The organism is Sphingorhabdus sp. 109 (assembly GCF_902506555.1).
Lineage (GTDB): Bacteria > Pseudomonadota > Alphaproteobacteria > Sphingomonadales > Sphingomonadaceae > Parasphingorhabdus.
Genome location: NZ_LR732707.1, coordinates 2,185,398 through 2,211,593, shown reverse-complemented (window position 1 = coordinate 2,211,593; position 26,196 = coordinate 2,185,398). Strand labels below are relative to the sequence as shown.

Sequence of the window (26,196 nt, the reverse complement as noted above, 5' to 3'; positions counted from 1 at the left end):
GATCCGGGCGGTCGCCGGGACATCACTTCATCATGAGCGTAAAACAACCTCTCAAGGGCTTCCGCATTCTGTCTGCCGAACAATATGGGGCTGGGCCTTATGGCACGATGTTCCTCGCCCAGCTGGGTGCCGATGTCATCAAGATCGAACCACCGAAGGGTGGCGATACGGCGCGGCATGTCGGACCGCACTGGCTGCGCGAACAGGAGAGTCTTTATTTCCAGAGCTTCAATCTCAACAAGCGCTCCTTGACTCTGGACCTTCGCACCGATGAAGGTATCGAAATCCTGCGCCGGCTGGTCAAGGATGCGCACGTCGTCGCGAATAATTTGCGCGGCGACGTGCCAGGCAAAATCGGGCTCGATTATGATTCCCTGAAAGCGGTCAATCCGGCCATCGTTTGCGCCCATGTTTCGGCCTATGGTCGCGACAATGAACGAGCGAAATGGCCGGGCTATGATTATCTGATGCAGGCGGAAGCCGGCTTCTGCTCCCTGACGGGCGAGCCCGACGGACCGCCGGTGCGTTTTGGTCTTTCGATGGTCGATTTCATGTCGGGAACGCAAATGGCGGTCGGCCTGCTTGCCGCCCTGCTCGACGCCCAGCGGTCGGGAGAAGGTTGCGATGTCGATGTAGATCTGCTGTCGGCGGCGGTGCACCAGACCAGCTATCCGGCGCTCTGGTATATGAACGAAGGCGATATCACCGGGCGCGCGCCGCGCGGGGCTCATCCCTCGGCGACACCGAGCCAGATGTTCAAGGCAGCCGACGGCTGGATGTTCGTAATGGCGCAGATTCCGAAATTCTGGCCCATCCTGTGCGAACGCATCGGGCAAAGCGAACTGATCGCTGATCCGCGTTTTGATACACCGGCCAATCGCCTCGCCAATCGGGCCGAGCTTGCAGGGCTGCTGGATGCGGTATTCACCGAGAAACCCGTTGCCTACTGGCTTGAGCAACTGCAGGGGCATATGCCGATTGCGCCGGTCTACGAGCTCGATCAGGCACTCGACAATCCGTGGCTCAAATCCATCGGTATGCGCGACACCATCAATCATCCCGACAACCCGGCGATGGATGTCCTGTCCAGCCCAATCAAGATGAACGGGAAACGCCTGCCGAACAAGGCCGGCCCTCTGCTAGGAGCCGACAGCGATGCCATATTGGGCGAAATCGGTTTCGATGGTGACGCCATTGCAAAACTTCGTGCCGGCGGGGTGATTTGATCAGATGGGTAAATTATCGGGCATAAAAGTTATCGACCTTTCGCTGTTTTTGCCGGGTCCGATGCTCACCATGATGATGGCAGACCATGGCGCAGAAGTGATCAAGGTCGAGCCGCCGACCGGAGACCCTGCCCGGGCCATGGAACCGGTCGAGGCCGGCCAGTCGGTCTGGTTCCGCAATCTTAATCGTGGCAAACAGGCTTTGGCACTGGACCTGAAGTCGGATGAGGGTCGCGAGCGGCTCTGGCAGTTGCTGGCGGATGCCGACGTAATGATCGAGGGGTTCCGGCCCGGTGTCATGAAGCGCCTGGGGTTCGATTATGATGCGGTCGCGGCGAAGAACCCGCGTATTGTCTATTGTTCCGTTTCGGCATTCGGCCAGGAAGGCGAGATGGCCCACCACCCGGCGCATGACCTGGCGGTGCAAGCGCTTTCGGGCTTCCTCTCGGTCAATGACGGTCCGGACGGCATGCCGGTCGTACCGGGCGTTCCGTCCGCTGACATGGCGGCAGGACTGAACGGCTTGTCGGCGGTGCTGATGGCGCTGATCGGCCGCGAGAAGAGCGGCAAGGGCGACTATGTCGATATTGCTATGTTCGATGCGATGCTGCCATGGTGCGCCCATATAGCCGGCGAGGCAATCCAAGGTGGAAACTCTCCGACATCCCGGACGCAGCGGTCGCTCGGGGGTGCTGCATTTTACAATGTCTACCGGACTGCTGATGGCTTGCACGTCGTGCTGGGTGGCCGCGAAGTGAAATTTGCGAAGAGCCTGCTGACCGCGCTCGACCGGACGGACCTGCTGCCGCTGGCCGAGATGGACGCGGGAGAAATGCAACAGGCGCTGACGGACTTTCTCCGTGAAACATTTGCGACAAAGAGCCGTGATCAATGGGTGGCGTGGTTTGCCGACAAGGATGTTGCCTTCTCGCCCGTTCTCGATTTTCGCGAAGCGCTGGACCAGGATTTCGTGCGGGAAAAAGGACTGCTGGTCGAAGCCGGTGGTTCACACCAGATCGCGCCCGCTTTCCGGTTTAGATCGGATGAGAAATGGCAGCCATCCGATGCTCCGGAACTGTCCGAATGAGCGGTTCAGTCCACCTCGATGTGCATCGAATAGGCAAAACGTTCGCCAGGATGGTAGCTGGCCGAAATTTCAAGCAGCCGGTCATTTTCGTCAAAAAAGCAGCGCAGGATTCTCAGGATCGGATCGCCCTCCTCAAGCCCGAGATCGCCCGCGAAATTTTTCGGTGCGGCAATCGCCTGAATATCCTGGGTCACCCGGCTGACGGTGACGCCGGCATGTTCCTCGATCTGGCCAAAAAGCGTGGCGCCATTGATGTCAATCTTGTCGATGATACCCGCAAGCTCCGGATTCAGCCAGACGACGGTTACGGCAATCGGGCGTTTCCGGCCCGGCTTCAGTCTTTTGCCGTGATATACAAACCATTTCTTCTTCGAGCCCACTCCGATCTGTTCGGCAATCTTGAGCGGAATTTCCTGCGCAGGCAGTTTCTCGAAACTGATCGCCGTATCATGCGCATATTGCAAAATCTCGCCGACGTTGCTGAGCGGCTGGTGCAAGGCACCGGCGCGGGCTGTCGCAGGCTGGACGATGGTACCCGATCCGCGCTTGCGAGCGATCAGGCCTTCAACGGTGAGTTTGCGCAGCGCTTCACGAACCGTAAACCGGCTAACGTCGAATTTCTTGCACAGCACCGACTCGGTCGGAAAGTCTCCGGGGTCGGAATAGTCGCCGCGCAATACTTCTTCGCGCAATTCATCCGCCAGTTCGAGATAGCGCGGTTTCTTTTTCTTGGATTTTATATTTTTTTGTCCGGACATGGTAACGCTTTAAGACGGGTAGCGGGATGACGCAAGAGAGCCTGACCGAGAAACTCGCAACCCATTTGATGCGACCTGTCGACAAAGCGACAAGACAGCGGGCAAGATTGCATCTGCTCGACTGGCTGGGATGCGTCGCGGGCGCGCGGCGGAGCGAGATCGCTGGCACGATAGTGCACAAAGTTGATGTTGAACAAGACCCGCTGGACATGAGCCGTTGGTTCGGAAATTTACTCGAGATGGATGATGTCCATCGCATGTCGATACTGCATCCGGGTCCGATTGTCTGGCCAGCGGCATTGTCGGCATTCCCGGAGAGCATGGACGATACTCTGGATCGCGCGGTAAAGGGGTACGAAGCCACTATCGCGGTAGGATCAACCTTTGATGCCGCACATTATGGACATTATCACAACACGGCCACCGCCGGTGTGTTTGGAGCGGTTGCAGCCTTTTGGGCTTATGATGATAACTCACCTGGCAACTTTCCTCAGGAAATCGAAACAATGACCGCCGCGTTCGGCTTGGCCGGATCTGTTACCGGTGGTCTATGGCAAATGCGAAACGAAGTTAGCGATACCAAACAATGGCATATCGTTGCTGCGCATAACACAGGGAATAATGCCTGTTGTTATGCCTGGGACGGCATAAAAGGTCCGCGCTTCATTCTGGAGGGGCCGCAAGGGCTTTATGCCGCTACCTGCGAAAACCCCAAGCCGATGACTTTCCCGGAGCAATGGCGGATTCACGAGGTCAGCTTCAAACCCTGGGGTGCCTGTCGCCATGCCCATCCGGCGATTGATGCGGCGCTGGAACTCAAGACTAAGCTCGGCGCGCTGGAGGGAGATATTCTGGTTGAGACCTATGCCGATGCGATCGCCTTTTGTGACCGGCCGGATCCACAATCCGTGATTGACGCAAAATTCTCGATCCAGCATGCGGTTGCACTGGTTGCCCGCAAGGGCACGCCGCGGCTCGCCGATTTTGAGAGTGGTGCCATTGCGGAGCTGGCTGATGCGCGTAGCCTCGTGACGGTTTCGGAGGCGTCGGATATCACCGGACGCTATCCCGGACATTATGGCGCGCGGATCACCTGCGCCGGCGAGACGGTGGAGATTGCCGACACGCTGGGGGACCCCGAGCGGCCGCTTTCGGAAACGGGCATAGTCGAGAAAGCGTGGTCGCTCATCGCATGGGGCGGCCTGCCGGAAGCGGAAGCGGACCGTGCTGTCTATCTAGCGCTAAAAGGTCAGGATCCTGAGGCTATCCGGAAGATGCTGTCGGATTGGCTGTCATGACCGCGACCCGGAAAATTATCGATTTTGCCGTTGCGGATCATGTTCTTCCGCAAAATACCCGGGCAAATAGTCTGCGTTTGCTGGGCGATACATTGGCAGGCGGTGCAGCCGGCGCGACCTCTGAGGAGGCTTTGAACATGCTCGGCGCCGTGCGCGGGTGGGGCAATGGCGAGCAGGCGCGATTGCTGGGATCGGATGAAAGACTGGCCGCGCCATCGGCGGCCTGGTTCAACGGATTTTCTATCCATTGCCTGGAATGGGATGCGGTGCACGAGCCGGCCGTTGTCCACGCGATGTCGGTGGTGACCGCGGCTTTGCTAGCTTCCGTGGATCGGGCCGGCGGTTGTGATCCGGACGATTTTCTTACTGCGCTAGCTGTCGGTGTCGATATTGCCAGCGGCCTTGGCATTGCAGCGACCGGTGGCATGCGGTTTTTTCGCCCGGCGACCGCGGGAGTCATCGGTGCCGCGCTGGCCGTGGCGCGACTGGAAAGCATTGCGGCGAACAAGTTTCCCGATATTCTCGGACTTGCCTATTCGCAGGCTTCGGGAACGATGCAGGCGCATGTCGAGGCCTCGATCGCCCTGCCATTGCAAATTGCCAATGCATCCCGTGCGGCCATTTGCGCGGTCGATCTGGTCAAATCGGGAATGGACGGTCCGCATGACGCGCTGGAAGGGCCATTCGGCTATTTCAGTCTGCTCGAACCGGGCGAACTTTCCCGCTATGGCGAAATCATCGGATCCAGATGGTTGATCGATGAAGTCAGCATCAAGCCCTTTCCATCCGGTCGCGCAAGTCACGGTATTCTCGGTGCGATCGATGAATTGCTCCGCGACGGTTCGCTCGATCCGGACAAGGTGACATCGGTTGATATCACCGCCCCGCCACTGATTCACCGGCTGGTGGGACGGCCTCATAAGGCGGACATTTCTCCCCGCTACGCGCGGCTGTGCCTGCCGTTTCTGATTCCCTTGATGCTGCGGGACCGGATCATTGATCCGCGCTGCTTCACCCCGCTGGAGTTTGCCAATCCGGATTTGCTGGCCCTTGGCCGGAAAATAACGGTGCGGATCGACGACAACCCGGACCAGAACGCCCTGGCACCGCAGTCTCTCGCCATCAGCATGAGCGATGGCAGCAGAATTGAACGCATAATCTCTGACAATCTTGGCAGCCCCTCCGCGCCGATGTCCGAAGCACAGGCCAGATCCAAGCGCGACCTCGCGCGCAGCCTGGCCAATAGCGATTGCGACCCCCGCATATTTAACCATCCTCTAGCTTATGCCACGGAGCCCCAATGACTTTTCCAACCTATTTCGAAACTTTCGACGCCAAGCAGATGCTGGACCAATATCCTGTCGGTGATGCGTTCGTCCGCCGCTACACCGCCATGTCCCGTGACGAGCTTTACGCGATGCAGGACAGGCAGTTTCTAAAGCTGATGAAACGCGGGTGGGAGATTCCCTTTTACCAGCGGCTTTGGGGAGCGCAGGGGCTGGAACCCGGTGACATCACAGGTCTGGCCGACATCACGAAACTGCCGGTCTATGACAAGAGCGATCTGATGGCTTCGGTCAGCGAGCATCCGCCCTATGGCGACTTTGACGGACGCGGCGATACCCCGGTGGTTTTCCATACGACCAGCGGGACAACGGGCCGTCCGCAACCGCTGATGTTCGGCCCGAAAGGACGCGAGATCACCAATTTGTTGGTCGGGCGGATGTACCGCTGGATGGGGCTGGGCCGGGATGATGTGGTCCAGTCGGTCTACGGGCACGGGATGATCAATGGCGGCCATTATATTCGCGAATCGGTTACCCACTTCACCAACTCATTGTTTCTGAGTGCGGGGACGGGCATCGAGACCCGCTCGATCAACCAGGTCAATCTGATGGCCGATTTCGGCGTGACCTGTATGGTCGGTTTCGTCGATTATGTCCGGAAGCTGGCTGATGTTGCCGAGGCGGAAAAACTGTTCGACCGGATCAACCTGAAGATGATCATCGGCCATCTTGGTACCGAAGACCGGGCCTCGACCGAAGCCGCATGGCACGGGGCAAAAGCCTATGACTGGTACGGGGTAGGCGATACCGGCAGCATCGCCGGCGAAGGCCCGGACCGTGATGGCCTCTATGTATGGGAAGATGCCCAGTATCTCGAGTTGCTGGATGTGGACAGCGGTCAGCCGGTAACACCGGGAGAAACCGGGGATATGGTGGTAACCTGTCTCTTCAAGGATGATATCGCGCCCTGCATTCGGTTCAACACCCACGATATTACAGAAGAGCGGACCGATACCAATGCCACCGGCATGGTGTTCAAGCGGATTGCCGGCTTCAAGGGGCGCAGCGACAATATGGTGAAATTGCGCGGGATCAATATCTTCCCGCATGCAATCGGTTCGATTATCGAGAACCGGCCAGACCTGACCGGTGAATATATCTGCTATGTTAGCCGGGACGAAAGCGGCCGGGACGAGATGAAAGTGGTGCTCGAAAGCCGCGGCGGGTCGGACACGGCCCAGCTTGCCGACTTGCTGCGCAAGGGCCTGGGCATCGAGATCGGGATCGAACTGGTCGGCGTTGGCGGCACCGCTGCCGCCAGCCAGATCGATGTGCGCCAAAAGCCGATACGGCTGATCGACGAACGGGGGTTGTGAACAATTTGATGATCCGGTGGAACGATCTCAAAGCGGCAGATGCCGAACTGAACGCCTTTGTCGACTTTGACGAAAGCGCGCGCCCTGGCGAGGGGCCGTTGCGTGGCATGACCATAGGTATCAAGGCCAATATTGCGGTCGAAGGGCTGCCGTGGACTGGCGGGATCGGCGGCTTTCGCGAGCGTATTGCAACGAGGGATGCCGACGCGGTGGCGAGACTTCGGGCGGCGGGTGCGGCGATCATCGGAACGCTCAACATGGAAGAGGCGGCGCTGGGCGCAAAGACCGACAATCCCTTTTTCGGTGCGACGCAGAATCCGCACCGGATTGGTTATACGCCGGGCGGCTCTTCCGGTGGCAGCGCGGCGGCGGTTGCGGCCGGCCTCTGCGATGTGGCGCTGGGCACCGATACGATGGGATCGGTGCGGATTCCGGCTGCCTATTGCGGCATCTATGGTCTCAAGCCGACCCGTGGCGCGATCAGTCAGGACGGCCTGGAGATTGCCGAAGCGACGCTCGACAGCATCGGTCCGATGGCGCGTTCATTGGAAGAGCTGGAAGCATGTTCGCAAGTCCTGATGGATTGGGGAGGCGCACAAGCCATTGAAAATATTGCATTGTTGGAAAATCTTGGCGGCGTGGAATGCGAACCCCCGGTGTTGGAAAATTATCGCAAAGTCAGCGCATTTCTGAACGCCACGGACAGTTTTTCGTTGCCCTATCCGCTCACCCGCATCCGCTATGCGGGCTTTATCGCAACCTCTCTCGCCCTGTCCGAATCGCTCACGGAATTGCTGGCGACAGATCCGAACGGAATATCCGACCATCTCAAGTTTCTGCTGAGCTTTGGCCCCGACCGCAGTCCGTCCGATCTCGCCGAGGACCGGATGATTCTGGCCGAGGTCAGCGAGGCGGTAAACGCGGTGGTGGATCAGCACGGCGCGATCCTGCTGCCGACCGCGCCACAGGCGGCATTCAGTCACACCGACCGGGCGCCCGCCAATCAGGCGGACTTCACCTGTCTTGCCAATATCGCCGGTCTGCCGGCGATCAGCATTCCGGCCGGCTGGAATGATTCGGGCCTGCCGGTAGCGGTGCAGCTGATCGGTGCGGCGGGCAATGAAGCGGGCCTGCTGCAGCTTGCGACCAGGTTGGACAAAAGCCTGTCCGCTTATCGCCAACCATCCCCATTTTATCGACAATGAAGGAAACAAATATGCGAATCGTGGTCATTTTCAACCTGAAGGCGGGCGTCAGTGCGGCCGACTATGAAAACTGGGCAAAGACCGCTGACATTCCGGGCGTGAACAAGCTTGGTTCGGTCGACGGCTTTTCGGTGCACAAGGCCACCGGTCTGTTCGGTTCGGACGAGGCTTCCCCGTACCAATATATCGAAATACTCGACATCAATGGCATGGACGAATTTGTCGCCGACATATCGACCGAAGAATTTCAGGCAATGGCTGCTCCGTTTCAGGAATTTGCCGACAACCCGCAATTCATTCTGACCGAGGATCTCTGAGCATGGGCCGCTTTGCAGGAAAGACCATTGTTGTCACCGGTTCCGGAAAACAGAAGGGGCTTGGACAGGGCATATTGCAGCGCTTTGCCGATGAGGGCGCAAATTGTGTCGTATCGGACCTGACCATTGGCGAAGAAGAGCAGGCGGTGGCCGAGGAATTGCGCGGACGCGGGGCCAGTGTCGCGGCGATTGCCTGCGATGTCAGCGATGCGGCGCAGTGTCAGGCGCTGGTCGATCAGACGGTCGAAGCCTTTGGCGCGGTCGATATTTTTGTCAATAATGCCGGCATCGGTTTCATGATGAAGCCGCTGCTCGACGTCGATCCGGCAGACTGGGCGACGGTGATCGGTGTGAATCTCTCCGGGGCCTTCTATTGCACGCAGGCGGCGGCCAAGGCGATGGTGAAAGCCGGCAAGGGCGGGCGCATCATCAATATCGCCAGCCAGGCGGCCAAGACCGGCTTTCCCCATCTTCCTGCCTATGTCAGTTCGAAACATGGCATGGTCGGTTTGACCCGGGCCAGCGCTCTGGAGCTTGGAACCCATGCGATAACGGTAAATGCCGTTTGCCCCAATCACGTGACCACCGGTCTGGGCGCTCAGCAGAACGAATATTTCTCCAAGCTTCTGGGGTTCAAAACGGTAGAGGATTATATTGCCAATATGAGTACGAAAAACCCGATGGGTCGTCCGGGCCTGCCGAGCGACACGGCGGCTGCCTGCGCATGGCTGGCGAGCGATGACGCTTTTTATGTGACCGGCGAGGCGATCAACGTCTCCGGCGGGGAGGAAATGCATTGATGCAGGAAGAACGCATGGACTGGCCGGATGGCGCGAAAATGGCGCTGAGCATCGTCGTCAATGTCGAGGAAGGCAGCGAGATGACCATCGCGCGCGGCGATCGCGGGATGGAACCGGTCGATGAACTGGGTATCCATATCAAGTCGCCGATCCGCAACTATGGCAATGAGAGCAATTATCTCTACGGCATCAAGGCCGGGGCGCCGCGGATTGTCAAACTGCTCCGTGACTATGAGATCATGGCAAGCTGGACAGTGGCGGCGATGAGCCTGGAAAATCATCCCGAAATCGCCCAGGCGATTGCTGATCTCGGGCACGAACCGGTCAGCCATGGCTATCGCTGGGTCCACCAGTTCAAGATGGACGAAGACAAGGAGCGCGAGTTTATCCGCAAGGCTGTCACGTCAATCGAGAAAAGTGTCGGCGTGCGCCCCTATGGCTGGCTGTCGCGCTATTTCCACACCGACAATACGCGGCGCCTGCTGATCGAGGAGGGCTTTGCCTATCATATGGATGACTATTCCGGTGATATTCCCTTCTGGGACAAGCAGACCGTACCCGCCAAGCCGCTGGCCATCGTGCCCTATCAGCTTGACAGCAATGACATGAAAATGTGGACCGATCCGGCGATGACGCCGCAGCAATGGCTGGATTATGCGAAGCATAATTTCGACCAGATCTATCGCGAGGGCGAAGCAGGCAATCCGAAGATGATGTCGCTTGGCCTGCATTTGCGGATCATCGGTCGGCCTGGCCGGATATGGGCGTTCGAGGAATTTCTCAAACATGTCCGCTCGAGAAAGGATGTCTGGGTGACCAGCCGGCACCAGATTGCCCGGCATCTGGCAAAGGTGGATCCGGCATGAGCCTGCGACTGGAAAAAAACGGCAAGATCGCACATCTGCTGATCGATCGTCCGGAAAAGCGCAATGCCTTCACGCAGGATATGTGGGAACTGTTTCCCGAGCTGCTTGCGGACGCAATGGCCGACGATTCCATCCGGGTCCTGACCGTCAATGCCAGCACCAAGAACAGCGCCTTTTGCGCTGGCGCGGATATCGGGGAATTTGGCACAGGATCGAGCGACCCGGTCTGGCGCGCCAAAAACCAGGCCGCGATCGGCAAGGTCCAGCATGATCTGGCGCAGGCGCCCAAGCCGACGATCGCGGTGATTGACGGAGACTGTATCGGTGGCGGTTGCGGCATCGCCCTGGCCTGCGATATCCGCATCGCCGGGCCGGCGGCCCGCTTTGGCATCACACCGGCGAAACTTGGCCTCGTCTACCCATTGCATGACACGAAATTGCTGGTCGACGCGGTCGGACCGTCACAGGCCAAACGGATATTGTTCACCGGGCAGATCATGTCAGCTGAAGAAGCGCTGCGCATCGGGCTGATCACCCTGCTCGCGGACGAACCTTATGAAGACGCGATGGCAATGGCGACAACCATGGCCTCGGTATCCTCGCACAGCCAGCGGATGAGCAAACAGGTCATCCGGCGCATCCTGGAAGGGCAGGCGGATGATGACGAGGCATCCCGAGCCTTGTTCAACGCCGCTTTCGATGGCGATGATTTCAAGGAAGGCGTGCGCGCGTTTCTGGAGAAGAGAAAGCCGGAATTCTGATATGACTCACGAACTGCACCACGGGGCAATACTGGGCGGGGTCGCCGTGGTTCCGGATCTGGAGGCTGCGTTGCGCGACTATCGCGATATACTCGGAATGACCCTTGTCGAACAGGGAGCGCTCTCCGCCAGTCTCGCAGCCAGCTGGGGATGCCCGAAAAGCTCCGGCGCGCCGATGGCGGCCCTGCAACCGGCCAGCGGCGCCGATTGCCATATCCGGCTGGTGGAGCAGCCGGATCATCCCGGATTCAAGCCGACGACGACCTACGGCTGGGCGGCCTACGAGCTGACGGTACAGGATGTATTTGGCTGGCCGGACCGTCTGACCGGCAGCGGTTTCGACATTGTCGGCCCGCCCAAGGAACTGGCCGGGCTGCCCTATTTCGTGCCGATGCAGGTGCTGGGGACCGGCCGGGAAATGGTCTATCTCAACGAGGTCCGTGACAATACCCCAACCTCTGATTTACCCAAAGCGCAGTCGTCCACCGATCATATCTTCATTGTCATTCTGGCCACGCCGGATCGTACCGCCACGGTGAAATGGTATTGCGAGCGGATTCGATTGACCGAGGCTGACACCTACACGCTGGCCTACAGCATGATCAATAATGCCTTTGGCCTGCCCGCCGATACTTTGTCCGACCTGACCATGGTGCAAAACGGCCGGCTGCCGATTATCGAGGTGGATGATTATCCTGAAGAAGCCACGGATCGCGGGCACCATGAGGGTATGCTGCCACCCGGCAATGCGCTGGTCAGCCTGGCGGTCAATGATCTGGACCAGCTCGCCGTCGACTGGATAACGCCGCCGCTGGCCCGCCAGGCAGCGCCTTATTGCGGGCGTCGGACAGGCACCACCACGGGGCCGGCCGGGGAATTGCTGGAACTGATTGAAATCGGCTAGCCGTATTAGGACGTCCTGCGGTGCTGCCCCGGCTGCCACTGGTCGGGAGTGAACAGCGCACTGGCCGATTCAAACGGCTTGTCCTCGAGTGCGGTGGCCAGGCTGTCGTTCCAGCGATTGAGAAAGCCGAACATGCTGATCACGGCGATGATTTCGGTCTTCTGTCGTTCGTCAAAATGCGGATCGAGCGCCGCAAAATGGTCGTCGTTGGCAGCATTGGGGATTTGCCCGGCGGCAAAGGCGAGATCGAGCGCGGCGCGCTCCGCAGCGCTGAACAATTCGCTGGTCTGATATTCCCAGACGGCGGCAATCTTGTCCTTCTCGACACCCGTATCCCGCGCGCCGAGCGTTGTATGCGCCATGCAATACTGGCATCCGGCTGCCGCGCTGACCACGGCGCCAATCAGTCGTTTGAGGCCATTGTCGATCGCGCTGTCACCGTAAATTACCGACACCAGACCGCGGAATGCCGACAGCAGCTCGGGCCAGCGCGCCATGGTCATGACCGAATTGGGGACATAGCCCATCAGGTTTTCCGAAAATTTCAGCGATGCCCGCGTTTCGTCAGGAAGCTCTTCCAGTGACAGGGGTTTGATACGTGTCATTTGCGTAGGCCTTTCTCGCTAGCGAGGGATGTCACCAGATTTTTCCGCCGATCCAGTCGCCGGCTGCGGGAATGAATTCCGTGATCCGGATATCGGCCCAGATCGCGGCATCAAAATAGGGGTCGGCTTCCAGATATTTCCGTGCTTCATCTGCGTCCTGCGCCTTGACGATGAGAAGGGATCCGGTCGTGGCACCCTTCTCATCCCGAAGCGGGCCGGCGATGCAAAAATTTGCGAGCGTTGCCTCGATATGGGCGAAATGAGCATCACGGGTTTCCTGCCGTTTCTGCGCGCTGTCCGGTTTGTCGGTGCAATAGATTGCAAATATTTTCAACGGTCGGCCTCATCCAGAAATCTCACGATTTCCGCGGCTGTCTGTTCTGCCGCCTCGTCCAGTACCGCCCGCTTGATATCTAATCGTTCGACCAGCCGGGCCGTCGGCACAAGTCCGGCCGCGCGTCGGGTTGCTTCGAGCAAGCCGGATTGCGAAGCCAAAATCAGGGAGGGGCAGGTCACGGCTGGCAAACGGTCTTCCACATCATAGGAGAAGGCAGCGTGGAAAGCGGCGTTCATACCGGTGCCGTGACGCAGCTGTTCGACAAACATCTCGAAACTGCGGTCGGGCCCCTGGCTTTCCAGACGCTTTGTCATGCCCATGTCCCAGGCCTTTTCGAGGCACGAGAGGTCAGGGGTGATATTCAGCGGCTTGCCGGCAGTGGGCAGGAATTTGGCGCGGGTTTCCGGATCGAATGCCGGGACATCGACCAGTGCCATCTTCCGGATATGGCCGACATTTTCGAGCGCCATCTCCACCGCGACCAGATTGCCGGTATGAAATCCGGTCACGTCGACCGGCGCCTCGAGCGACAGATCTTCCACGACGGCTATCATCGCCCGGGCATATTCGCCGATTGACGGTTCCGGTTTGAAGCTGTCCGATCCTCCGTGGCCCGGGAAATCCGGTGCGATCACCCGGCGATCGCGAGCGAGAAAGGGCATGATCGAACGATAGGCCAGACCGCTGAACGGCGCCGGATGCAGGCAATAGAGATCCGGCTGCGTGGGTGTCTGTTCCGGTTCCAGCATCCGCCAGTGTATCTGGCCAAACGGACCGTCGGAATAGCCTTTGATAATCATTCGGTTGAATCCTTCAGGCGCGCCATCTGTTCACGATAGAGGCGACGGGTGAGGGGCATCATCAGAAAGGGGATGATGCCGAAAATGACCGGCACTGCCGCGACAGCATAGCGGATATTGTCTTCGCCAAAAACGCTGCTCGACAACTCGCCGACAACAATAGGGCCGAGCGAACCGAACCAGCTGATCGAGAGATAATATATGGCGACGATCTGGCCGCGGATCTGGGCCGGCGTAATCACCAGCAGGGCGGTGACCCCGATCGCGGAGACGATACCGATGCCGACGGTGTTGATGCACAGGATGAAAAAGGCCAGTTCGGCGCTGGGCATGAACAGCGGAATTGACGCGGTCGGCACCATGATCAGGAAGCCGATATACATCAGGCGCAGGGATGCGTCCTTCACTCCCTTGTTTGTCCACCAGTCGGAAATCGTGCCCATCAGCAGCATGTTGGCCGGACCGATGATCAGTAGCGCGACACCGTTGACAAAGGCATATTTTTGCGGCGACCAGCCCCAGGTCCGCTCGAAGGTCGGGGCGAGAAAACCCTGGCTATAGGCGATGGCCGTCATGGTGCCGACCAGCAGCAGAAAACCGAGATAGAGAAGACGGTTGCGCCAGATATAGGTCAGGGCATCGGTGAATCCGCTGCCGCTGATCACGTCGGCGGAAGCCACAGCCGGACGCCGCGCCGGTTCTTTCATCAACAGGAAGAACAGGGCGAAGACCAGGCCCGGCAAACCGACCAGGATCAGCGAGAAGCGCCATGGCGACAGTTCCCCGAAAAGCGGCAGCGACTGTGTGCCGCCCGAGGCCGTCCAAGCAATAATCGCACCGCTAAGCAGCGAGGCAAGCCCCGCCCCTACGGGCAGGGCAGAAGAATAGAAAGCAATCGGCTTGCCGCGTTTCTCGGTCGGGAAGCTGTCGCCGATCATGGAGAAGGTCGCCGGACTGAGCGTCGCTTCTCCGATACCGACGCCCATGCGGGCGGCAAACAGCTGCATGAAATTCTTGGCGGTGCCGGTGGCGATGGTGGCGAGAGACCACAAGGCGACCCCGATCGACACGATCCAGATGCGCTTGCCGCGATCGATCAGCCAGCCCATGAAAATACCGACGAAGCCGTAGACGAGGGTGAAAGCGCTGAGCAGCCAGCCGATGGAACGATCGGTCAGGCCGAATTCGGCCTTGATCGGTTCGATCAGCAATCCGAGAATATAGCGGTCAACAAAGCTGAAAATATAGGCGATGGTCAGCATGACCACGAGAAACCAGCCGGCAGCCGCGCTGGGATAGGGTTTGCGCGGCGGAGACGCCATTGCATCCGCCGCCGCGTCACCGCTCACGATTGGGCATCCGGAATCTGGTAGATAACCACAAGATTGTCATCGAAATCGACAATACCGATCTCGCGCCCGATCCGGCCGTCATGCGTTTGCAACCGGCCTTCTTCATATACTTTCAGACCCAGGGCAGCGCTGGCGGCCATGACCTTGTCGGGGTCGGCAACATCGAGGACGATGGCGCTCCGGCGGGGATGGGGGACCGGCGCCAGCGGAACATTCTTGATTTCCGAAAGCGCCATCACCCTCGGCTGGCCGGGCAGCGAAAGAATAGCAAAGCCCAGTTCCGCACCGTCGGCAATCTCGAATACCGGGATGGAATAGCTGTCCGGATTGTGGCCCTTGCGGAAGGTGACTTCAAAATCGAGTATATCGCGATAGAAAGTCAGCGCTTTATCAATATCTTCAACAACAAAATTGGCGCGTTGAAAGCGCACTGACTGTTTGGTCGTCATAATATTATCCTTAGTTCCATTCCGCCGGTTCACCACGAACCGAGCAACATTGCACGCCGACATTGCGGCCATAATAGAGATTCGCCAGCGCGCGTGGCATATTCTGGAAACCGTCCTCGATATCCTGCACGGGTTTCAGCTTTCCATCCTGTATCCAGCCGGCCAGATCATCCATCACTTTCTCCCAGTTCTGGAGATGATTGTAGACGAAAAAGCCCTGCATCCGGGATTCAGTGGCGCGTAATCTTGTGTAGTTGGGCAGCGAAAAAGGCTCCTTGCGGGTATATTCGCTGATCGATCCGCAGAGGACGATGCGGCTGTGCATCCGCAGCCGTTCAAGGCAGGCCGCGAGAGTCTCTCCGCCGACATTGTCAAAATAAAGGTCCATGCCCTCGGGCAGCAGTTCATCGAGGCGCTGTTCAATATTCTCCGCCTTATAGTCGATCGCATGCGAACAGCCGTGCTCAAGGATGAAGGCGCATTTGTCCGGCCCACCAGCCATGCCGACGACTTCGCAGCCCGCGACATTGGCCGCCATCTGGCTGACCATAGATCCGACGCCACCGGCTGCTCCGGAAAGTACCATCCGGTCACCCTCTCGCGGATCGCCGCAAGCGAACAGGCCGGCATGGGCAGAGAGGCCGGTCATGCCGAGAACGCCGGAGCCGAGCGCAGCGGGCAGGCCGTTGTTCGGCATCGCGAAGAATTTCTCCTGTGCCGTCATTTTTGAAGTCTTGTAGGTCTGCCAGCCGATCTGGCCCTGAACCATATCGCCTTCGCGCCAGTCGGGATGGCGCGACTTCACAACCTGTGCCACGCCCCGGCCGTGGATCACGTCGCCCGGTTCGAGAACCCGCTCGCCGGCGGCACCGGTTCCCTGCATATAGAAACGCATGACCGGTGCGAGGCCGAGATAATGCGTTTTCAGCAGAACCTCTCCCTCGGCCGGTTCGGGAATGTCGGTAACTGCCCATTCGAAATCGGATGGCACCACATTGCCGACCGGTCGTGAAGCGACGCGCCACTGATAGTTGGCGCTGTCGTCAATCCGCTTGTCGGCAGCCAGCTGATCGAAAGCGTCCATACCGCCTGCGGTCACTTAATCGTGCACCTTTACGATCTGGTTCACCTCGAAGAAATAGCCGTCAAGATCCCAGAAGGAACAGCCGATCATATCTTTCTTCTTGCCGTCAGCGCCGGTGACGGTCCACTCGCGCGGTTCGCAGTGAATCCGCGATCCAAGCTCGCGCGCTCTTTCCAGGGCGCCTTTCGCGTCTTCCGAAGCAACCACAAAGACAGGGGTTCCGAACTTGATCTCGGTGGGCAATTCATCCGGCGCATCCATTTTCGGATCCAGCCATTCCAGCAGGCCGATCATTCCGACCAGATCGTCCTGACATTTGAGAATGATCAGCCGGGTCTGGTCGCCTTTTTTGCCGGCGGCCAGTTGCGTACCCGACAGGGTGAACGGCGTGTCCATCCATTTGGTCATGCCGAGCACGGTTTCATACCAGTGCGATGCACGGTCGCCATCGCGGACCATCAGGGTAGTACGTTTGATAATATCAGTCATTGATTTTCGGGCTTTCGATTAAAAGAACTTGGACATCCGCGATGTCTTCGCGGAGTTTTTTGGCTTCTGCATATTCGGGGCTGTTCCAGAACGCGATTGCGGCGTCTTTGTCTGGCCATTCGGAAATCACCATGGACGCGCCGTCGCCAAAGTCACCCTCGAGCAACTGGGCACCGGGGCCGCGCAGCACATATTTTCCGCCGAATTTTTCAACCAGCGCGCCGGCGGCGGCGCCATAGCCGGAGATGAACGCGTCCCGGTCCTTAATCTTGGCCGTTACGATCATATAGGCTGGCATGAACGATTCTCCTCAAAGTTGTCCGGACAAATTACCGATGCGCTGTCACAATGCAATCGCTATTTGTGACTATTTTATTTTGAGCCGTCGTCCAGAAACCCGCGGACCGCGTCAGCCAATGCCTCCGTGTGCAGGTCAAAACCGCCCAGAGTGATTTCCGGAAAATCGACCAGCTCCGCTCTTCTGAGATATTTTTGCGCTGCTTCGGTTTCTTCCTTGAGGCTGCCTGCATTGGTCATCAGCAAAACCGGCTGGGTAATTTTTACGAGCTGCTTGTCCGATTCATAGGTGAACACGGCATGATAGGCTTTCCAGCAATCCGGATAGCATTGGATAGCATCATTGAAATGCTCTTGTCCGCGTGCGAGCGAGAGACCGACGCTGGTCGCTCCGGTAGAGAATTTCCATTTTTCAATCAGATGCGAGCCATCTTGGGCAATCTCGTCCGGTTTGGCATTGCGGTCATAAGCTGCCTTTCGTCCGTCACCGGTAAAGAAGGGCAGTCCGGGAAGGACAATCCGGCGCACCAGTTGCGGGCGGATCAAGGCAAGTTCGGCTGCTATCAAGCTGCCTGTATGATAGCCCAGAACGTCGATTTGGAGATCGTCTCCGGGGTGGAAGCCAAGGCTATCCAGCACTGCGGCAGCGGACTCGGCGTAATCGCGAATCGTCGGCAGGGAGTCCGGTGCATCCGAATCGCCATAGCCGGGCGTGTCGATGGCGATCACCTGGCGGTCGTTGCTCATATTTTTCATGAATGCAGTGAAATAGTCACCGGAATAAGGCGTCGGATGAAACAGCACGAGAGGCGTTCGTGCGCTCTCGCCTGCCGGATTCGCAACCCGGATATGGACCTGGCCAAAGGGACCCTGGACAAATTTCCGCTCGATTTCGATGACGGGGGCAATGGCGGTGCGCGAAGCCTGACCGTTCGGATTTGCTGCTGACTGGGCTGTCGATGAAAAGCAGAAAGCCAGCATAATCGCGGCATAGCGAGGAAATCCATTCATATAAATCACCCTTATCTAGTTCCGGTTCGTGATATTTTTGCGACACTATCTGGCACGAATTTTCGGAATGTCAAAATTTGTCTGGACAAATTTCCCGAGCACTGGGATTTAGCAATTGGGAGATTTAGCGTGCGATCCGTTCGCCAAGGGAGATTGTTTTTATGAAGACCGTGCTGAAAATTTCATTGCTGGCTGCCACCACTCTGGCTGGAACCCCTCTATATGCCCAGAGCCAGGCGGATGCCGGATATGAAGCTGCTGCTGACGAAAATGTCATCATCGTCACTGCCCGTAAGAAAGAGGAAACATTGCTGGATGCACCGCTGGCTGTTTCCGTGGTCGGCGAACAGGAGCTCGACCAGGCCGGTTTTACAGACATTACCGAAATTACCAAAGTGACGCCGGGTGCGTTTGTCGAGGCCGGCGGCCAGAATACCAATGGCTTTGCCCGGATTAACAGCACACCGCGCTTTCGCGGCATCTCTGTCTTGAGCGGCAATCCGCTGCAGCAAACGGCAAGTGTCTTCCTCGACGGTGTCTATCTCAGCGGCGGGGTGGAAACCATCGGCGTCAACGAACTGCAGCGAGTAGAAGTCATCAAGGGACCGCAGTCCGCGCTCTTCGGTCGTAATACATTTGCCGGTGCGATCAACTATGTCACCAAGGACCCCAGCAAGGAATTCCGCGTCCATCTTAACGCGACCGCCGCTACCCGTGATGAGTATAGCATCGCCGCTGGTGTCGAAGGTCCGATCATGGATGGCCTGTCTTTCCGCGTGGGCGGCAGCTACAGCGACAAGCAGGGCCATTATGACAATGTGGCTGTGGCCGGACAACGGCTGGGCGACGAGCAGCAATGGTCGATAAACGGCACTCTCCTGATCGAGCCGAGCGATCGCTTTCGTTTGAAATTGCGCGCTTCTTACCAGGAAATCGACGACGGACCGGCGGCTGCTGTGGCCTCTTATGGTACCGCCTATCATAATTATGGCGGCTTTCTGCTCAATCCCGATGGAACGGTTGACCTGAATGACAGTGTTCAGCCGGCGCCGCTGGACGGTACCCGTACGGAATCGGTATATCGCGGCCAGATCAGAATGCCCACGGCGGCCGAAATCGGGCTCAACTCGTCCTTTGCCGATATTCAGGCATTCCGCGGTTTCCTGAACGATGCCCGTTACGATCCGACCGATGCCATTTTCGACTTCAAATATAATCCGACCAATGTCGACGAGTTCGGACTGAATCTGGACGCGCTGCGCCTGAGCGCCGCCGGTAGTGTCGATCTCACCGACAATATCGAGTTCAGTTTCCTTGGCGGGTATAACAAGGAAAATTTCGGCTTTTTCGCCGATTTTGATACGTCACCCGATGCATCCTTCACCGGATTTACCGCCCGCGAGACCGAAGATTATACCATCGAAGGCCGGCTTTCCGGCTCGTTCCTCGATGACAGTCTGAATATCTCCGCCGGTGCCAGCTATGTGGACATCGATATTGCGGAACTGGGCGGCGTGGCGAATTTCTTTTCCTTCCCGATTTTCTTCGACGATATTTTCCGTTCCACGCCGTTCACGTCCGGCGCAAAGACACTCGGTATTTTCGGGTCGATAGACTATGAATTTAACGATCAGTTCTCGATCACGCTCGAAGGGCGCTATCAGGAAGATGAAATTCGTGCTGGCGACGTCAACGCAGGTCTCGCCACTCCGATTTCCCCCGCAAAAATAACGGCCTTTTTGCCGCGAGCGACTTTGCGCTACCAGCCGACGAACTACACCACATTGTACGCCACCTACAGCCGAGGCAACCTGCCTGGTGGCTTCAACCCTGAAGTGGCAGAACTGGATGCGGCGCAACTTGCCGAACTGACATCCAAGGCTCCCGGTGCCAGCCCTGTTTTTGGTGAAGAGAAGCTCACCAACTATGAGATCGGCTGGAAGCAGCAGCATCCCGATGGTATTTTCGCATTCAACATGGCGGCATTCTACATGCAGCGGAGCGACGAAATCTACACGTCTATCGTGACGATTGCCGACACGCTTCCCAATGCACCCAATCCGCTGAGAACGGTCAATTTCGTCTCGAATGGCGCTACCAGCGATATTTACGGGATCGAGTTTGATGCCGCCCTGAACATCAGCGAGAATTTCTCGATGCAGGGTTCATTTGCCTACATCCATTCAACCATCGCATCCTTCCCGGAAATTGGCGGCACGGGCGACTTTGGCGATATCTTTGGCTCGGCGGCCGATGTTGCAGGTCAGGAAGCTCCACGCTTTCCGCCTATAACGATATCGCTCGGCACGACCTATGAGGATAATATCGACGCATTTGGCGATATGTTCGACCGCTGGTTCTTCCGCACCGACCTCTTCTTTACCGGTGAATATTATGTGAGCAACGCGAACGTGGCGCGGGTCCAGCCGGCCACCGATGTCAATCTGCGGCTTGGCCTGCGGGGTGAAAGCTATGGCCTCGAATTGTTCGCTACCAATCTGTTCAACGAAACAGCACCGACAACGGCGCAGAATTTTGCCGATACCAGCTTTGGTACACGCACGCTGCCCGGTGGCTTCTTTGATTTCAGCCGGGAAGGGTCACGTGTCGGCCTGCGCGACAAGCGGCAGTTCGGCATCCGTCTGAGCGCGACATTCAAATAGGGCAAATCGATCAGGGTGAAAAATCCGGTTTCATGCCCGCCGGAAACAGGGAGACCATATAATGAAACGTTCCATAATCAGCTGCCTGATGACAGCTTCGGCATTCATACCTGCCGCGGCCTTTGCCCAGGCAGCGCCTGCTGCGGGTGCCGAAGACCCGAATACCATCATTGTGACGGCCCGCAAGGTTTCTGAAAATCTGCAGGAAGTCCCGACCGCGGTTGCTGTCGTGACCTCGGAATCGATTGACAGGCTTGCGCTCAACAATGTTGCCGATATTTCGAAAACCACCGCCGGCCTGACGTTTGACGACAGCCTTGGCCGCGACGCCAACCGCCCGGTCATTCGTGGCCAGGCGAATGTTCTCGGTACGTCGGGTGTCGCGATCTTTATCGACGGCATCTATTTCAGCGGTTCGGTCGGCGACTATGATGTCGACAACATCGAGCGGATCGAAGTCGTCAAGGGCCCGCAGAGCGCGCTTTACGGACGGAATACCTATGCCGGCGCGATAAATATCATTTCGAAAACCTCGGCCGACCGTCTGACCGGGAGCGTGTCGGTCGATATCTCCGAGCATGACCGTTACGATGTGACCGCCAATATCCGCGGTCCCGTGACCGATTCAATCACCGCATTTGCCTCCGGTCGTTATTTCACCAATGACGGCGAATATACGAACCAGTATGACGGCAGCAATATCGGCGAGCAGAAGTCCTATTCCTTTTCTGGCGGCTTTGCTTTTGACGACGGGGGGCCGTTTACCGCTCAGTTCCGTACATATTATAATCGTACAGAAGACGGCCAGCCGGCGATTTTCTCGACCAGCGCCAGCGACAATAATTGCTATTTCGATAACGGAAGCTTTTATGGCGGCGGTGGGCGCTATTTCTGCGGCACGATCAAGCCGGCCGAAATCAACACCGACTATACGCGACAGTTTGCCAATAATGGCGAAGATGTCGGTCTCGATGTCAAAACGTTCAACGCCAGTCTGAAAATGGAATATGAACTGTCGGATCAACTGACGCTGACCTCGCTGACCGGTTACAACAAGGTCAACGACAGTCTGGTTACCGACGGTGACTATAGCCCGGGCAGCTTCCAGGCTTCGACCTTTGCCACATTCGCCGCCGGCCCTGGTGTTCTCGGCATTGTGAACGGGGGGCCGACCGACTTCTCGTTCGCCAGTGCAGGCGAGACCGAAGACTGGTCGCAGGAACTGCGTCTCGCCTATGACGGCGATCGCTTCGATATCATGGTTGGTGGCTATTATTTCGACCAGTCTCAGGACAGCAGGGATATCCGCGAGCTGCCGGACAATGCCAACGCGCTGGCTCTGGCCAATTCGCAGGCGCGCCAGGCGGAACTTTGCTCCCCTGCTGAGGGCTGTTTCTTCAGCTTCCTAACCGATCCGGCCGGGGCTGGCGTTGTTGTGGTGCCGCGTAACCAGAATAATTACGACATTCGCAACTGGGCATTATTCGGTGCGGCCAGCTTCGATCTCACCGAGACTCTGACATTGAGTGTGGAAGGGCGCTATGCCGAAGAGAAGGTCGAACAGACGACCATCGCCCGCAATGCCGGTGATCCGCCGGCTACCCCGGTAAGCGTCGGAACCACCTTCAAGAAATTCTCGCCGCGCGTTCTGCTTGGCTGGCAGGCGACACCGGACAATCTGCTTTATGCCTCTTTCGCACAGGGCCAGAAACCCGGTGGCTTCAACGGCGTGACCGCGATTCAAGCCGGCGTTCCGTCTTATGAAGCAGAGGATGTTGACGCGTTTGAAATCGGCTCGAAGAACCAGTTTCTCAACCGCGCGCTGACGGTCAATTTCGCGGCCTTTCACAACACGATCAGTGGCTATCAGCTGACCCAGAATGTCCAGTCGCCGACCAGCGTTGTTTCCGCAGTGGTCAATGCGGGCAAGGCACGGGTTATCGGCATGGAACTGGAAGTCGTGGCCCGGCCCAGCGACAATCTGACATTCACCGCCAATTACGCGCTGGCGGACAGCAAGTTCAAGTCCGGCTTTGACGAGAACCAGGGCGTGTTGAATGACGTGCTGGATGACGGACTGGTCAATTGCTCCACCGGAGACGAGTTCCCGGACGAAGCCGGTTGCCAGTCTCTGTTCGGTTCTATTGAGGGCAAGAAAATCCCGCGCGCGCCGGTCCATCAGATTTTCGCTGACATCGACTATCGGATGCCGATAGGAGCGGGTGACTGGACTTTCTTCACCGGCGCCAATGTCAGCGTGGTTTCTTCCAGCTTTGCCCAGGTTCATAATCTGGCAAAGACCGGCGGATCCGCCGTTGCCGACTTCCGCATCGGTGTCGAGAACGAGAATTTCAAGATTCAGGGCTATGTCAAAAACCTGACCGACGAGGATGCCGTGGCGCAGATCTTGCGCTACGCCGACGGCAATGATTCCTTCAAGCGGAACTTCACCGCCGGCCTGCGGCCCGGTCGTCGTTTCGGTGTGGTATTTTCGGCCAAATATTAGATCTGGATAATGCGCCAGAAATGAACGTTAGAATCAGAGGTTCCGGGATTTCCGGAGCCTCTTTTTTTTGCGCCTGCAGAATACCGGAACCTGGCCGTCGGGAGCATCTGCACAAAAAACTATAGGAGACGGAAATGAATATGAGACAGATGATGATGGCGCTGGCCGTGCCGGTATCGCTGGCCGCTTCGGCCGGACTTGCAGACCGGGTGGACGCCGCTGAACCGCTGCTGGTGCAGCCGGACGGCAGCTATCCGACGGTGCCGCTGGCGAAAGACAAGGTCGTGGTGAAAGTGCTCCAGACAACCGTCGACTCGCTGTCCGATTTCCCGACGGTAGCCGACGGGCTCGAACATAATCTGGCGCATATGGAAGCGATCGCCAAAAAGGCCTGCACGACCGGCAAAAAGCCCGACTTCCTGCTCTATCATGAATTCCCGCTGACCGGCTATTCCGCCGGCAGCCGCACCGACAAGCTGAAATATACCGTGAAGGTCCCGGGACCGGAAACCGAGCGGCTGGGCAAGATCGCCAGGGATTGCGATACCTATCTGATCTTCGGCACCTATGCGACCGACGACGACTGGCCGGGCCATATATTGAGCATAAACGCGGTGATCGGACGCGACGGGAAGCTTGTGAAAGCATTTTGGAAATCACGCAATATCAAGCGCATCTATCCGGATCGCGAGATTACCACGACCACGATCGAAGCGGTGCGCGACAAATATCGGGCGCTATACGGACCGGAAGAGGAATTCCCCGTGCTGCAAACCGAATATGGCAATATCGCGGTCAGCACGGTGCAGATGGACCCGTTCATCTTTGCCGCCTTTGCGATGCGCGGCACCGAGATCATGATCCGTACGGCCACTCTGTTCGCGGAGGACGATGTTCTTGCGATGGCGCGGATCAACAATTTCTATTCGACCATGACGAATATCGCATTCCCGTCCACCGACCAGTATCGCGCCGGTGAGTCGATCATCGTCGATCCCAAGGGCAATATTCTCGCCAAGGATCCGAGTCTCGACCAGGACGGGATCATCGAAGCCGAAATTCCGATCGCGGAATTTCGCAAAGGGCGGAAAATCCCCAATTACGCGCTGGATATGGTGCAGCCTGTCTTCCGGCAATATGTACAGGAATTCCCCCTGAACCACATGGATCTGCCGCGCGAACAACTGCCCGAAACCGGACCGGAGATGAAGGCGATGATGGAAGGCGTCAGTCGCTGGACGGAATAGGGCGGGCGAACGCGCTGTTGCCTTACGATAATCCGGCGAGCGCCCGCAGTGCGGCGCGTTCGCCGCTTTCCAGAGCCCCTTCCATGCCCGATGCTACACGCGCCATATGCTCGCCGGCAAAGTGGATGCGATCCCCTTGAAACGCGACTGTTTCCGCAAGAGCAGCACCCTGGCCGGTTCCTATATGGTGATAGACGCCCCGGGCAAACGGGTTTTGCTGCCAGCTGACGAAGCGGAGAAATTTCAGCTTGCCCCGTGCGGACGGACGCGCCTTTTCGATTTTGGCGATCATCGCAGCGCCGACCGCTTCCGGATCCATCGCGTCAACCAGATCGGCGCCCGATCCGTTGGTCCAGACTTTCAGCATCGGCGGGTCTTCTCCGAGCACGAACACCCGGCCCAGTATCGGATCATCGCTCCAGATCGTCTCCGGCAATCCGTCCTGTTTCCAGAAAGGGTCGTCGGCCAGCAGATAAGCGAAGCTGGCGCGGGTATAAGCGAGCTGCGCGATACTGTTCTGAACGGCGGTCGGCAGCGGGGCACTGAGCCGGACCGTACGCAGCACCGAAAAGGGTATCGTGCTGATTGCCTGGCGCGCGCCAAATTTGCGGCCATCGGCCAGCGTGACTTCCGCGCCATTGCCATCTCCGGCGATCGCAACGACATTGCTGTCGAGGATGATGTCGCTGCGGAGCGCGCTGGTCATCGCATCGGTCATCCGCTGGGAGCCGCCCCGGACATAGCGGGTCGGGCCAGTTCCGCCTGCCCGGAATATCGCCAGGCTGCGCGCCATATGGAGCGCGGACTGCTCGTCAAGACTGTTGCCGTTCAGGTTCGCCCCAATTAGACGCAACGCTTCGGCAGATGCGCCCTGTGCCACCAGATAATCGCGCAAACTGATGTCCAGCTTCAGGGCCGCTGCTGTCATCCAGTCTCCTGTATTTTCAAAGACGGGCAGAGCCGCCAGATAGGAGAAAAGGAGGCCGTCGGGATGGATCGACTTTTCGGTTGCAGCCAGATTATTCGCGGGCGACACGGGCCAGTCGGCGGCGGTCAGGCTTTGACCGCCGATATTATACAGCGACCCGCGCGGAGAAGGGGGCGGGACGTAACGTTCGACGCCCAGTCGGTCAGCGATAGCACGGAAGCGGTCATAGCCGGCACCAACCTGAATGCCGCCGGCATCCGGCCGTCCGGGCAAGTCATCCAATGTATGCAGCCGCCCGCCGGTCCGGTTGTTCGCTTCGAGAAGGATGGCCTTATATCCGGCCTTTTCGATCAAATGGGCGGCGTGCAGCCCCGCAAGGCCGGCGCCGATGATGATGACGTCGGCGGTCGTTGTGCTCCACGAACTGCGGGGCGCGGCGCATGAGATGAGCGACGCGCTCAGGCCGCCGACAAAGGCGCGGCGGGGCATGGCGAATCGATGTTCGGTTTCCATAGCGGGAATTGACAATATCAGCCTCCGCAGG

25 protein-coding genes are annotated in these 26,196 nt (G+C 58.1%); 14 read left to right on the top strand and 11 right to left on the bottom strand.

What is annotated here, in order from left to right:
* The first annotated feature begins 32 nt into the window (after positions 1 to 32).
* Both BOSE62_RS10435 and BOSE62_RS10430 read left to right on the top strand, forming a co-directional pair.
* Positions 33 to 1,226, top strand: a complete 1,194-nt coding sequence (locus BOSE62_RS10435) for a CaiB/BaiF CoA transferase family protein (RefSeq protein WP_159645728.1) — start codon at positions 33 to 35, stop codon at positions 1,224 to 1,226.
* A gap of 4 nt (positions 1,227 to 1,230) precedes the next feature.
* A complete protein-coding gene (locus BOSE62_RS10430; RefSeq protein WP_159645725.1) occupies positions 1,231 to 2,313 on the top strand; it encodes a CaiB/BaiF CoA transferase family protein in 1,083 nt (360 codons plus the stop codon).
* Positions 2,314 to 2,318: 5 nt separating this feature from the next.
* Here BOSE62_RS10430 and BOSE62_RS10425 read toward each other — a convergent pair whose 3' ends face one another.
* Positions 2,319 to 3,071 carry a GntR family transcriptional regulator gene (locus tag BOSE62_RS10425; protein ID WP_159645722.1) on the bottom strand — a complete coding sequence of 251 codons (753 nt, stop codon included), beginning with the start codon at positions 3,069 to 3,071 and terminating at the stop codon, positions 2,319 to 2,321.
* A 26-nt stretch (positions 3,072 to 3,097) separates the two neighbouring features.
* Between BOSE62_RS10425 and BOSE62_RS10420 the strand changes: the two genes are divergently transcribed.
* From BOSE62_RS10420 to BOSE62_RS10380, 9 genes are read left to right on the top strand one after another with little or no spacing between them, the layout of a single operon-like run.
* Positions 3,098 to 4,369, top strand: a complete 1,272-nt coding sequence (locus tag BOSE62_RS10420; protein WP_159645719.1) for an MmgE/PrpD family protein — start codon at positions 3,098 to 3,100, stop codon at positions 4,367 to 4,369.
* Complete coding sequence (locus BOSE62_RS10415; RefSeq protein ID WP_159645716.1) at positions 4,366 to 5,673, top strand: MmgE/PrpD family protein; 1,308 nt, start codon at positions 4,366 to 4,368, stop codon at positions 5,671 to 5,673. Before BOSE62_RS10420 ends, BOSE62_RS10415 begins: the two co-directional genes overlap by 4 nt.
* Complete coding sequence (locus BOSE62_RS10410; protein WP_159645713.1) at positions 5,670 to 7,031, top strand: phenylacetate--CoA ligase family protein; 1,362 nt, start codon at positions 5,670 to 5,672, stop codon at positions 7,029 to 7,031. The genes BOSE62_RS10415 and BOSE62_RS10410 overlap by 4 nt, the downstream gene beginning before the upstream one ends.
* Entirely contained in the window at positions 7,028 to 8,236 is a 1,209-nt protein-coding gene (locus BOSE62_RS10405) for an amidase (protein WP_159645710.1), read from the top strand. The genes BOSE62_RS10410 and BOSE62_RS10405 overlap by 4 nt, the downstream gene beginning before the upstream one ends.
* Before the next feature lie 11 nt (positions 8,237 to 8,247).
* Positions 8,248 to 8,553 carry an REDY-like protein HapK gene (locus BOSE62_RS10400; protein ID WP_159645707.1) on the top strand — a complete coding sequence of 102 codons (306 nt, stop codon included), beginning with the start codon at positions 8,248 to 8,250 and terminating at the stop codon, positions 8,551 to 8,553.
* A 2-nt stretch (positions 8,554 to 8,555) separates the two neighbouring features.
* Positions 8,556 to 9,353, top strand: coding sequence for an SDR family NAD(P)-dependent oxidoreductase (locus BOSE62_RS10395; RefSeq protein WP_159645704.1), 798 nt, complete (start codon positions 8,556 to 8,558; stop codon positions 9,351 to 9,353).
* Entirely contained in the window at positions 9,353 to 10,219 is an 867-nt protein-coding gene (locus BOSE62_RS10390; RefSeq protein WP_159645701.1) for a polysaccharide deacetylase family protein, read from the top strand. Before BOSE62_RS10395 ends, BOSE62_RS10390 begins: the two co-directional genes overlap by 1 nt.
* On the top strand, positions 10,216 to 10,980 hold the full coding sequence (locus BOSE62_RS10385; protein WP_159645698.1) for an enoyl-CoA hydratase/isomerase family protein: 765 nt from the start codon (positions 10,216 to 10,218) through the stop codon (positions 10,978 to 10,980). Before BOSE62_RS10390 ends, BOSE62_RS10385 begins: the two co-directional genes overlap by 4 nt.
* Position 10,981: 1 nt before the next feature.
* On the top strand, positions 10,982 to 11,884 hold the full coding sequence (locus BOSE62_RS10380; protein ID WP_159645695.1) for a VOC family protein: 903 nt from the start codon (positions 10,982 to 10,984) through the stop codon (positions 11,882 to 11,884).
* 5 nt (positions 11,885 to 11,889) lie between these two features.
* Here the strand turns inward: BOSE62_RS10380 and BOSE62_RS10375 are convergent, their stop codons facing one another.
* From BOSE62_RS10375 to BOSE62_RS10335, 9 genes are all read right to left on the bottom strand, one after another.
* Positions 11,890 to 12,489, bottom strand: a complete 600-nt coding sequence (locus BOSE62_RS10375) for a carboxymuconolactone decarboxylase family protein (protein WP_159645692.1) — start codon at positions 12,487 to 12,489, stop codon at positions 11,890 to 11,892.
* Between the two features lie 31 nt (positions 12,490 to 12,520).
* Complete coding sequence (locus BOSE62_RS10370; RefSeq protein WP_159645689.1) at positions 12,521 to 12,823, bottom strand: YciI family protein; 303 nt, start codon at positions 12,821 to 12,823, stop codon at positions 12,521 to 12,523.
* The gene (locus tag BOSE62_RS10365) at positions 12,820 to 13,626 is read right to left on the bottom strand and encodes an alpha/beta fold hydrolase (RefSeq protein WP_159645686.1); all 807 of its coding nucleotides are present in this window, start codon (positions 13,624 to 13,626) and stop codon (positions 12,820 to 12,822) included. The genes BOSE62_RS10370 and BOSE62_RS10365 overlap by 4 nt, the downstream gene beginning before the upstream one ends.
* Positions 13,623 to 14,975 (bottom strand): MFS transporter, encoded by a 1,353-nt coding sequence (locus BOSE62_RS10360; RefSeq protein ID WP_159645683.1) that lies wholly within the window; start codon positions 14,973 to 14,975, stop codon positions 13,623 to 13,625. The genes BOSE62_RS10365 and BOSE62_RS10360 overlap by 4 nt, the downstream gene beginning before the upstream one ends.
* On the bottom strand, positions 14,972 to 15,427 hold the full coding sequence (locus BOSE62_RS10355; RefSeq protein WP_159645680.1) for a VOC family protein: 456 nt from the start codon (positions 15,425 to 15,427) through the stop codon (positions 14,972 to 14,974). Before BOSE62_RS10355 ends, BOSE62_RS10360 begins: the two co-directional genes overlap by 4 nt.
* Positions 15,428 to 15,437: 10 nt before the next feature.
* Complete coding sequence (locus BOSE62_RS10350; RefSeq protein WP_159645677.1) at positions 15,438 to 16,526, bottom strand: NADP-dependent oxidoreductase; 1,089 nt, start codon at positions 16,524 to 16,526, stop codon at positions 15,438 to 15,440.
* Positions 16,527 to 17,000, bottom strand: coding sequence for a VOC family protein (locus tag BOSE62_RS10345; protein WP_159645674.1), 474 nt, complete (start codon positions 16,998 to 17,000; stop codon positions 16,527 to 16,529).
* The gene (locus tag BOSE62_RS10340) at positions 16,993 to 17,298 is read right to left on the bottom strand and encodes a DUF1330 domain-containing protein (protein ID WP_159645671.1); all 306 of its coding nucleotides are present in this window, start codon (positions 17,296 to 17,298) and stop codon (positions 16,993 to 16,995) included. The genes BOSE62_RS10345 and BOSE62_RS10340 overlap by 8 nt, the downstream gene beginning before the upstream one ends.
* 74 nt (positions 17,299 to 17,372) lie before the next feature.
* Positions 17,373 to 18,308 (bottom strand): alpha/beta fold hydrolase, encoded by a 936-nt coding sequence (locus tag BOSE62_RS10335; RefSeq protein WP_159645668.1) that lies wholly within the window; start codon positions 18,306 to 18,308, stop codon positions 17,373 to 17,375.
* Between the two features lie 161 nt (positions 18,309 to 18,469).
* Between BOSE62_RS10335 and BOSE62_RS10330 the strand changes: the two genes are divergently transcribed.
* The 3 genes from BOSE62_RS10330 (at position 18,470) to BOSE62_RS10320 (ending at position 24,724) form a co-directional block, all read left to right on the top strand.
* Entirely contained in the window at positions 18,470 to 20,971 is a 2,502-nt protein-coding gene (locus BOSE62_RS10330) for a TonB-dependent receptor (RefSeq protein ID WP_159645665.1), read from the top strand.
* A 61-nt stretch (positions 20,972 to 21,032) separates the two neighbouring features.
* A complete protein-coding gene (locus BOSE62_RS10325) occupies positions 21,033 to 23,477 on the top strand; it encodes a TonB-dependent receptor (protein WP_159645662.1) in 2,445 nt (814 codons plus the stop codon).
* 134 nt (positions 23,478 to 23,611) lie between these two features.
* Positions 23,612 to 24,724, top strand: coding sequence for a carbon-nitrogen hydrolase family protein (locus BOSE62_RS10320; protein WP_159645659.1), 1,113 nt, complete (start codon positions 23,612 to 23,614; stop codon positions 24,722 to 24,724).
* Between the two features lie 22 nt (positions 24,725 to 24,746).
* Here the strand turns inward: BOSE62_RS10320 and BOSE62_RS10315 are convergent, their stop codons facing one another.
* On the bottom strand, positions 24,747 to 26,180 hold the full coding sequence (locus BOSE62_RS10315) for a flavin monoamine oxidase family protein (RefSeq protein WP_159645656.1): 1,434 nt from the start codon (positions 26,178 to 26,180) through the stop codon (positions 24,747 to 24,749).
* Positions 26,181 to 26,196: the final 16 nt, after the last annotated feature.

Bases quoted from the DNA above. Each gene is read 5' to 3' on its own strand.
- BOSE62_RS10435 (WP_159645728.1), top strand. From the start codon at position 33: ATGAGCGTAAAACAACCTCTCAAGGGCTTCCGCATTCTGTCTGCCGAA.
- BOSE62_RS10430 (WP_159645725.1), top strand. From the start codon at position 1,231: ATGGGTAAATTATCGGGCATAAAAGTTATCGACCTTTCGCTGTTTTTG.
- BOSE62_RS10425 (WP_159645722.1), bottom strand. From the start codon at position 3,071: ATGTCCGGACAAAAAAATATAAAATCCAAGAAAAAGAAACCGCGCTAT.
- BOSE62_RS10420 (WP_159645719.1), top strand. From the start codon at position 3,098: ATGACGCAAGAGAGCCTGACCGAGAAACTCGCAACCCATTTGATGCGA.
- BOSE62_RS10415 (WP_159645716.1), top strand. From the start codon at position 4,366: ATGACCGCGACCCGGAAAATTATCGATTTTGCCGTTGCGGATCATGTT.
- BOSE62_RS10410 (WP_159645713.1), top strand. From the start codon at position 5,670: ATGACTTTTCCAACCTATTTCGAAACTTTCGACGCCAAGCAGATGCTG.
- BOSE62_RS10400 (WP_159645707.1), top strand. From the start codon at position 8,248: ATGCGAATCGTGGTCATTTTCAACCTGAAGGCGGGCGTCAGTGCGGCC.
- BOSE62_RS10395 (WP_159645704.1), top strand. From the start codon at position 8,556: ATGGGCCGCTTTGCAGGAAAGACCATTGTTGTCACCGGTTCCGGAAAA.
- BOSE62_RS10390 (WP_159645701.1), top strand. From the start codon at position 9,353: ATGCAGGAAGAACGCATGGACTGGCCGGATGGCGCGAAAATGGCGCTG.
- BOSE62_RS10385 (WP_159645698.1), top strand. From the start codon at position 10,216: ATGAGCCTGCGACTGGAAAAAAACGGCAAGATCGCACATCTGCTGATC.
- BOSE62_RS10380 (WP_159645695.1), top strand. From the start codon at position 10,982: ATGACTCACGAACTGCACCACGGGGCAATACTGGGCGGGGTCGCCGTG.
- BOSE62_RS10375 (WP_159645692.1), bottom strand. From the start codon at position 12,489: ATGACACGTATCAAACCCCTGTCACTGGAAGAGCTTCCTGACGAAACG.
- BOSE62_RS10365 (WP_159645686.1), bottom strand. From the start codon at position 13,626: ATGATTATCAAAGGCTATTCCGACGGTCCGTTTGGCCAGATACACTGG.
- BOSE62_RS10355 (WP_159645680.1), bottom strand. From the start codon at position 15,427: ATGACGACCAAACAGTCAGTGCGCTTTCAACGCGCCAATTTTGTTGTT.
- BOSE62_RS10345 (WP_159645674.1), bottom strand. From the start codon at position 17,000: ATGACTGATATTATCAAACGTACTACCCTGATGGTCCGCGATGGCGAC.
- BOSE62_RS10340 (WP_159645671.1), bottom strand. From the start codon at position 17,298: ATGCCAGCCTATATGATCGTAACGGCCAAGATTAAGGACCGGGACGCG.
- BOSE62_RS10335 (WP_159645668.1), bottom strand. From the start codon at position 18,308: ATGAATGGATTTCCTCGCTATGCCGCGATTATGCTGGCTTTCTGCTTT.
- BOSE62_RS10330 (WP_159645665.1), top strand. From the start codon at position 18,470: ATGAAGACCGTGCTGAAAATTTCATTGCTGGCTGCCACCACTCTGGCT.
- BOSE62_RS10325 (WP_159645662.1), top strand. From the start codon at position 21,033: ATGAAACGTTCCATAATCAGCTGCCTGATGACAGCTTCGGCATTCATA.
- BOSE62_RS10320 (WP_159645659.1), top strand. From the start codon at position 23,612: ATGAATATGAGACAGATGATGATGGCGCTGGCCGTGCCGGTATCGCTG.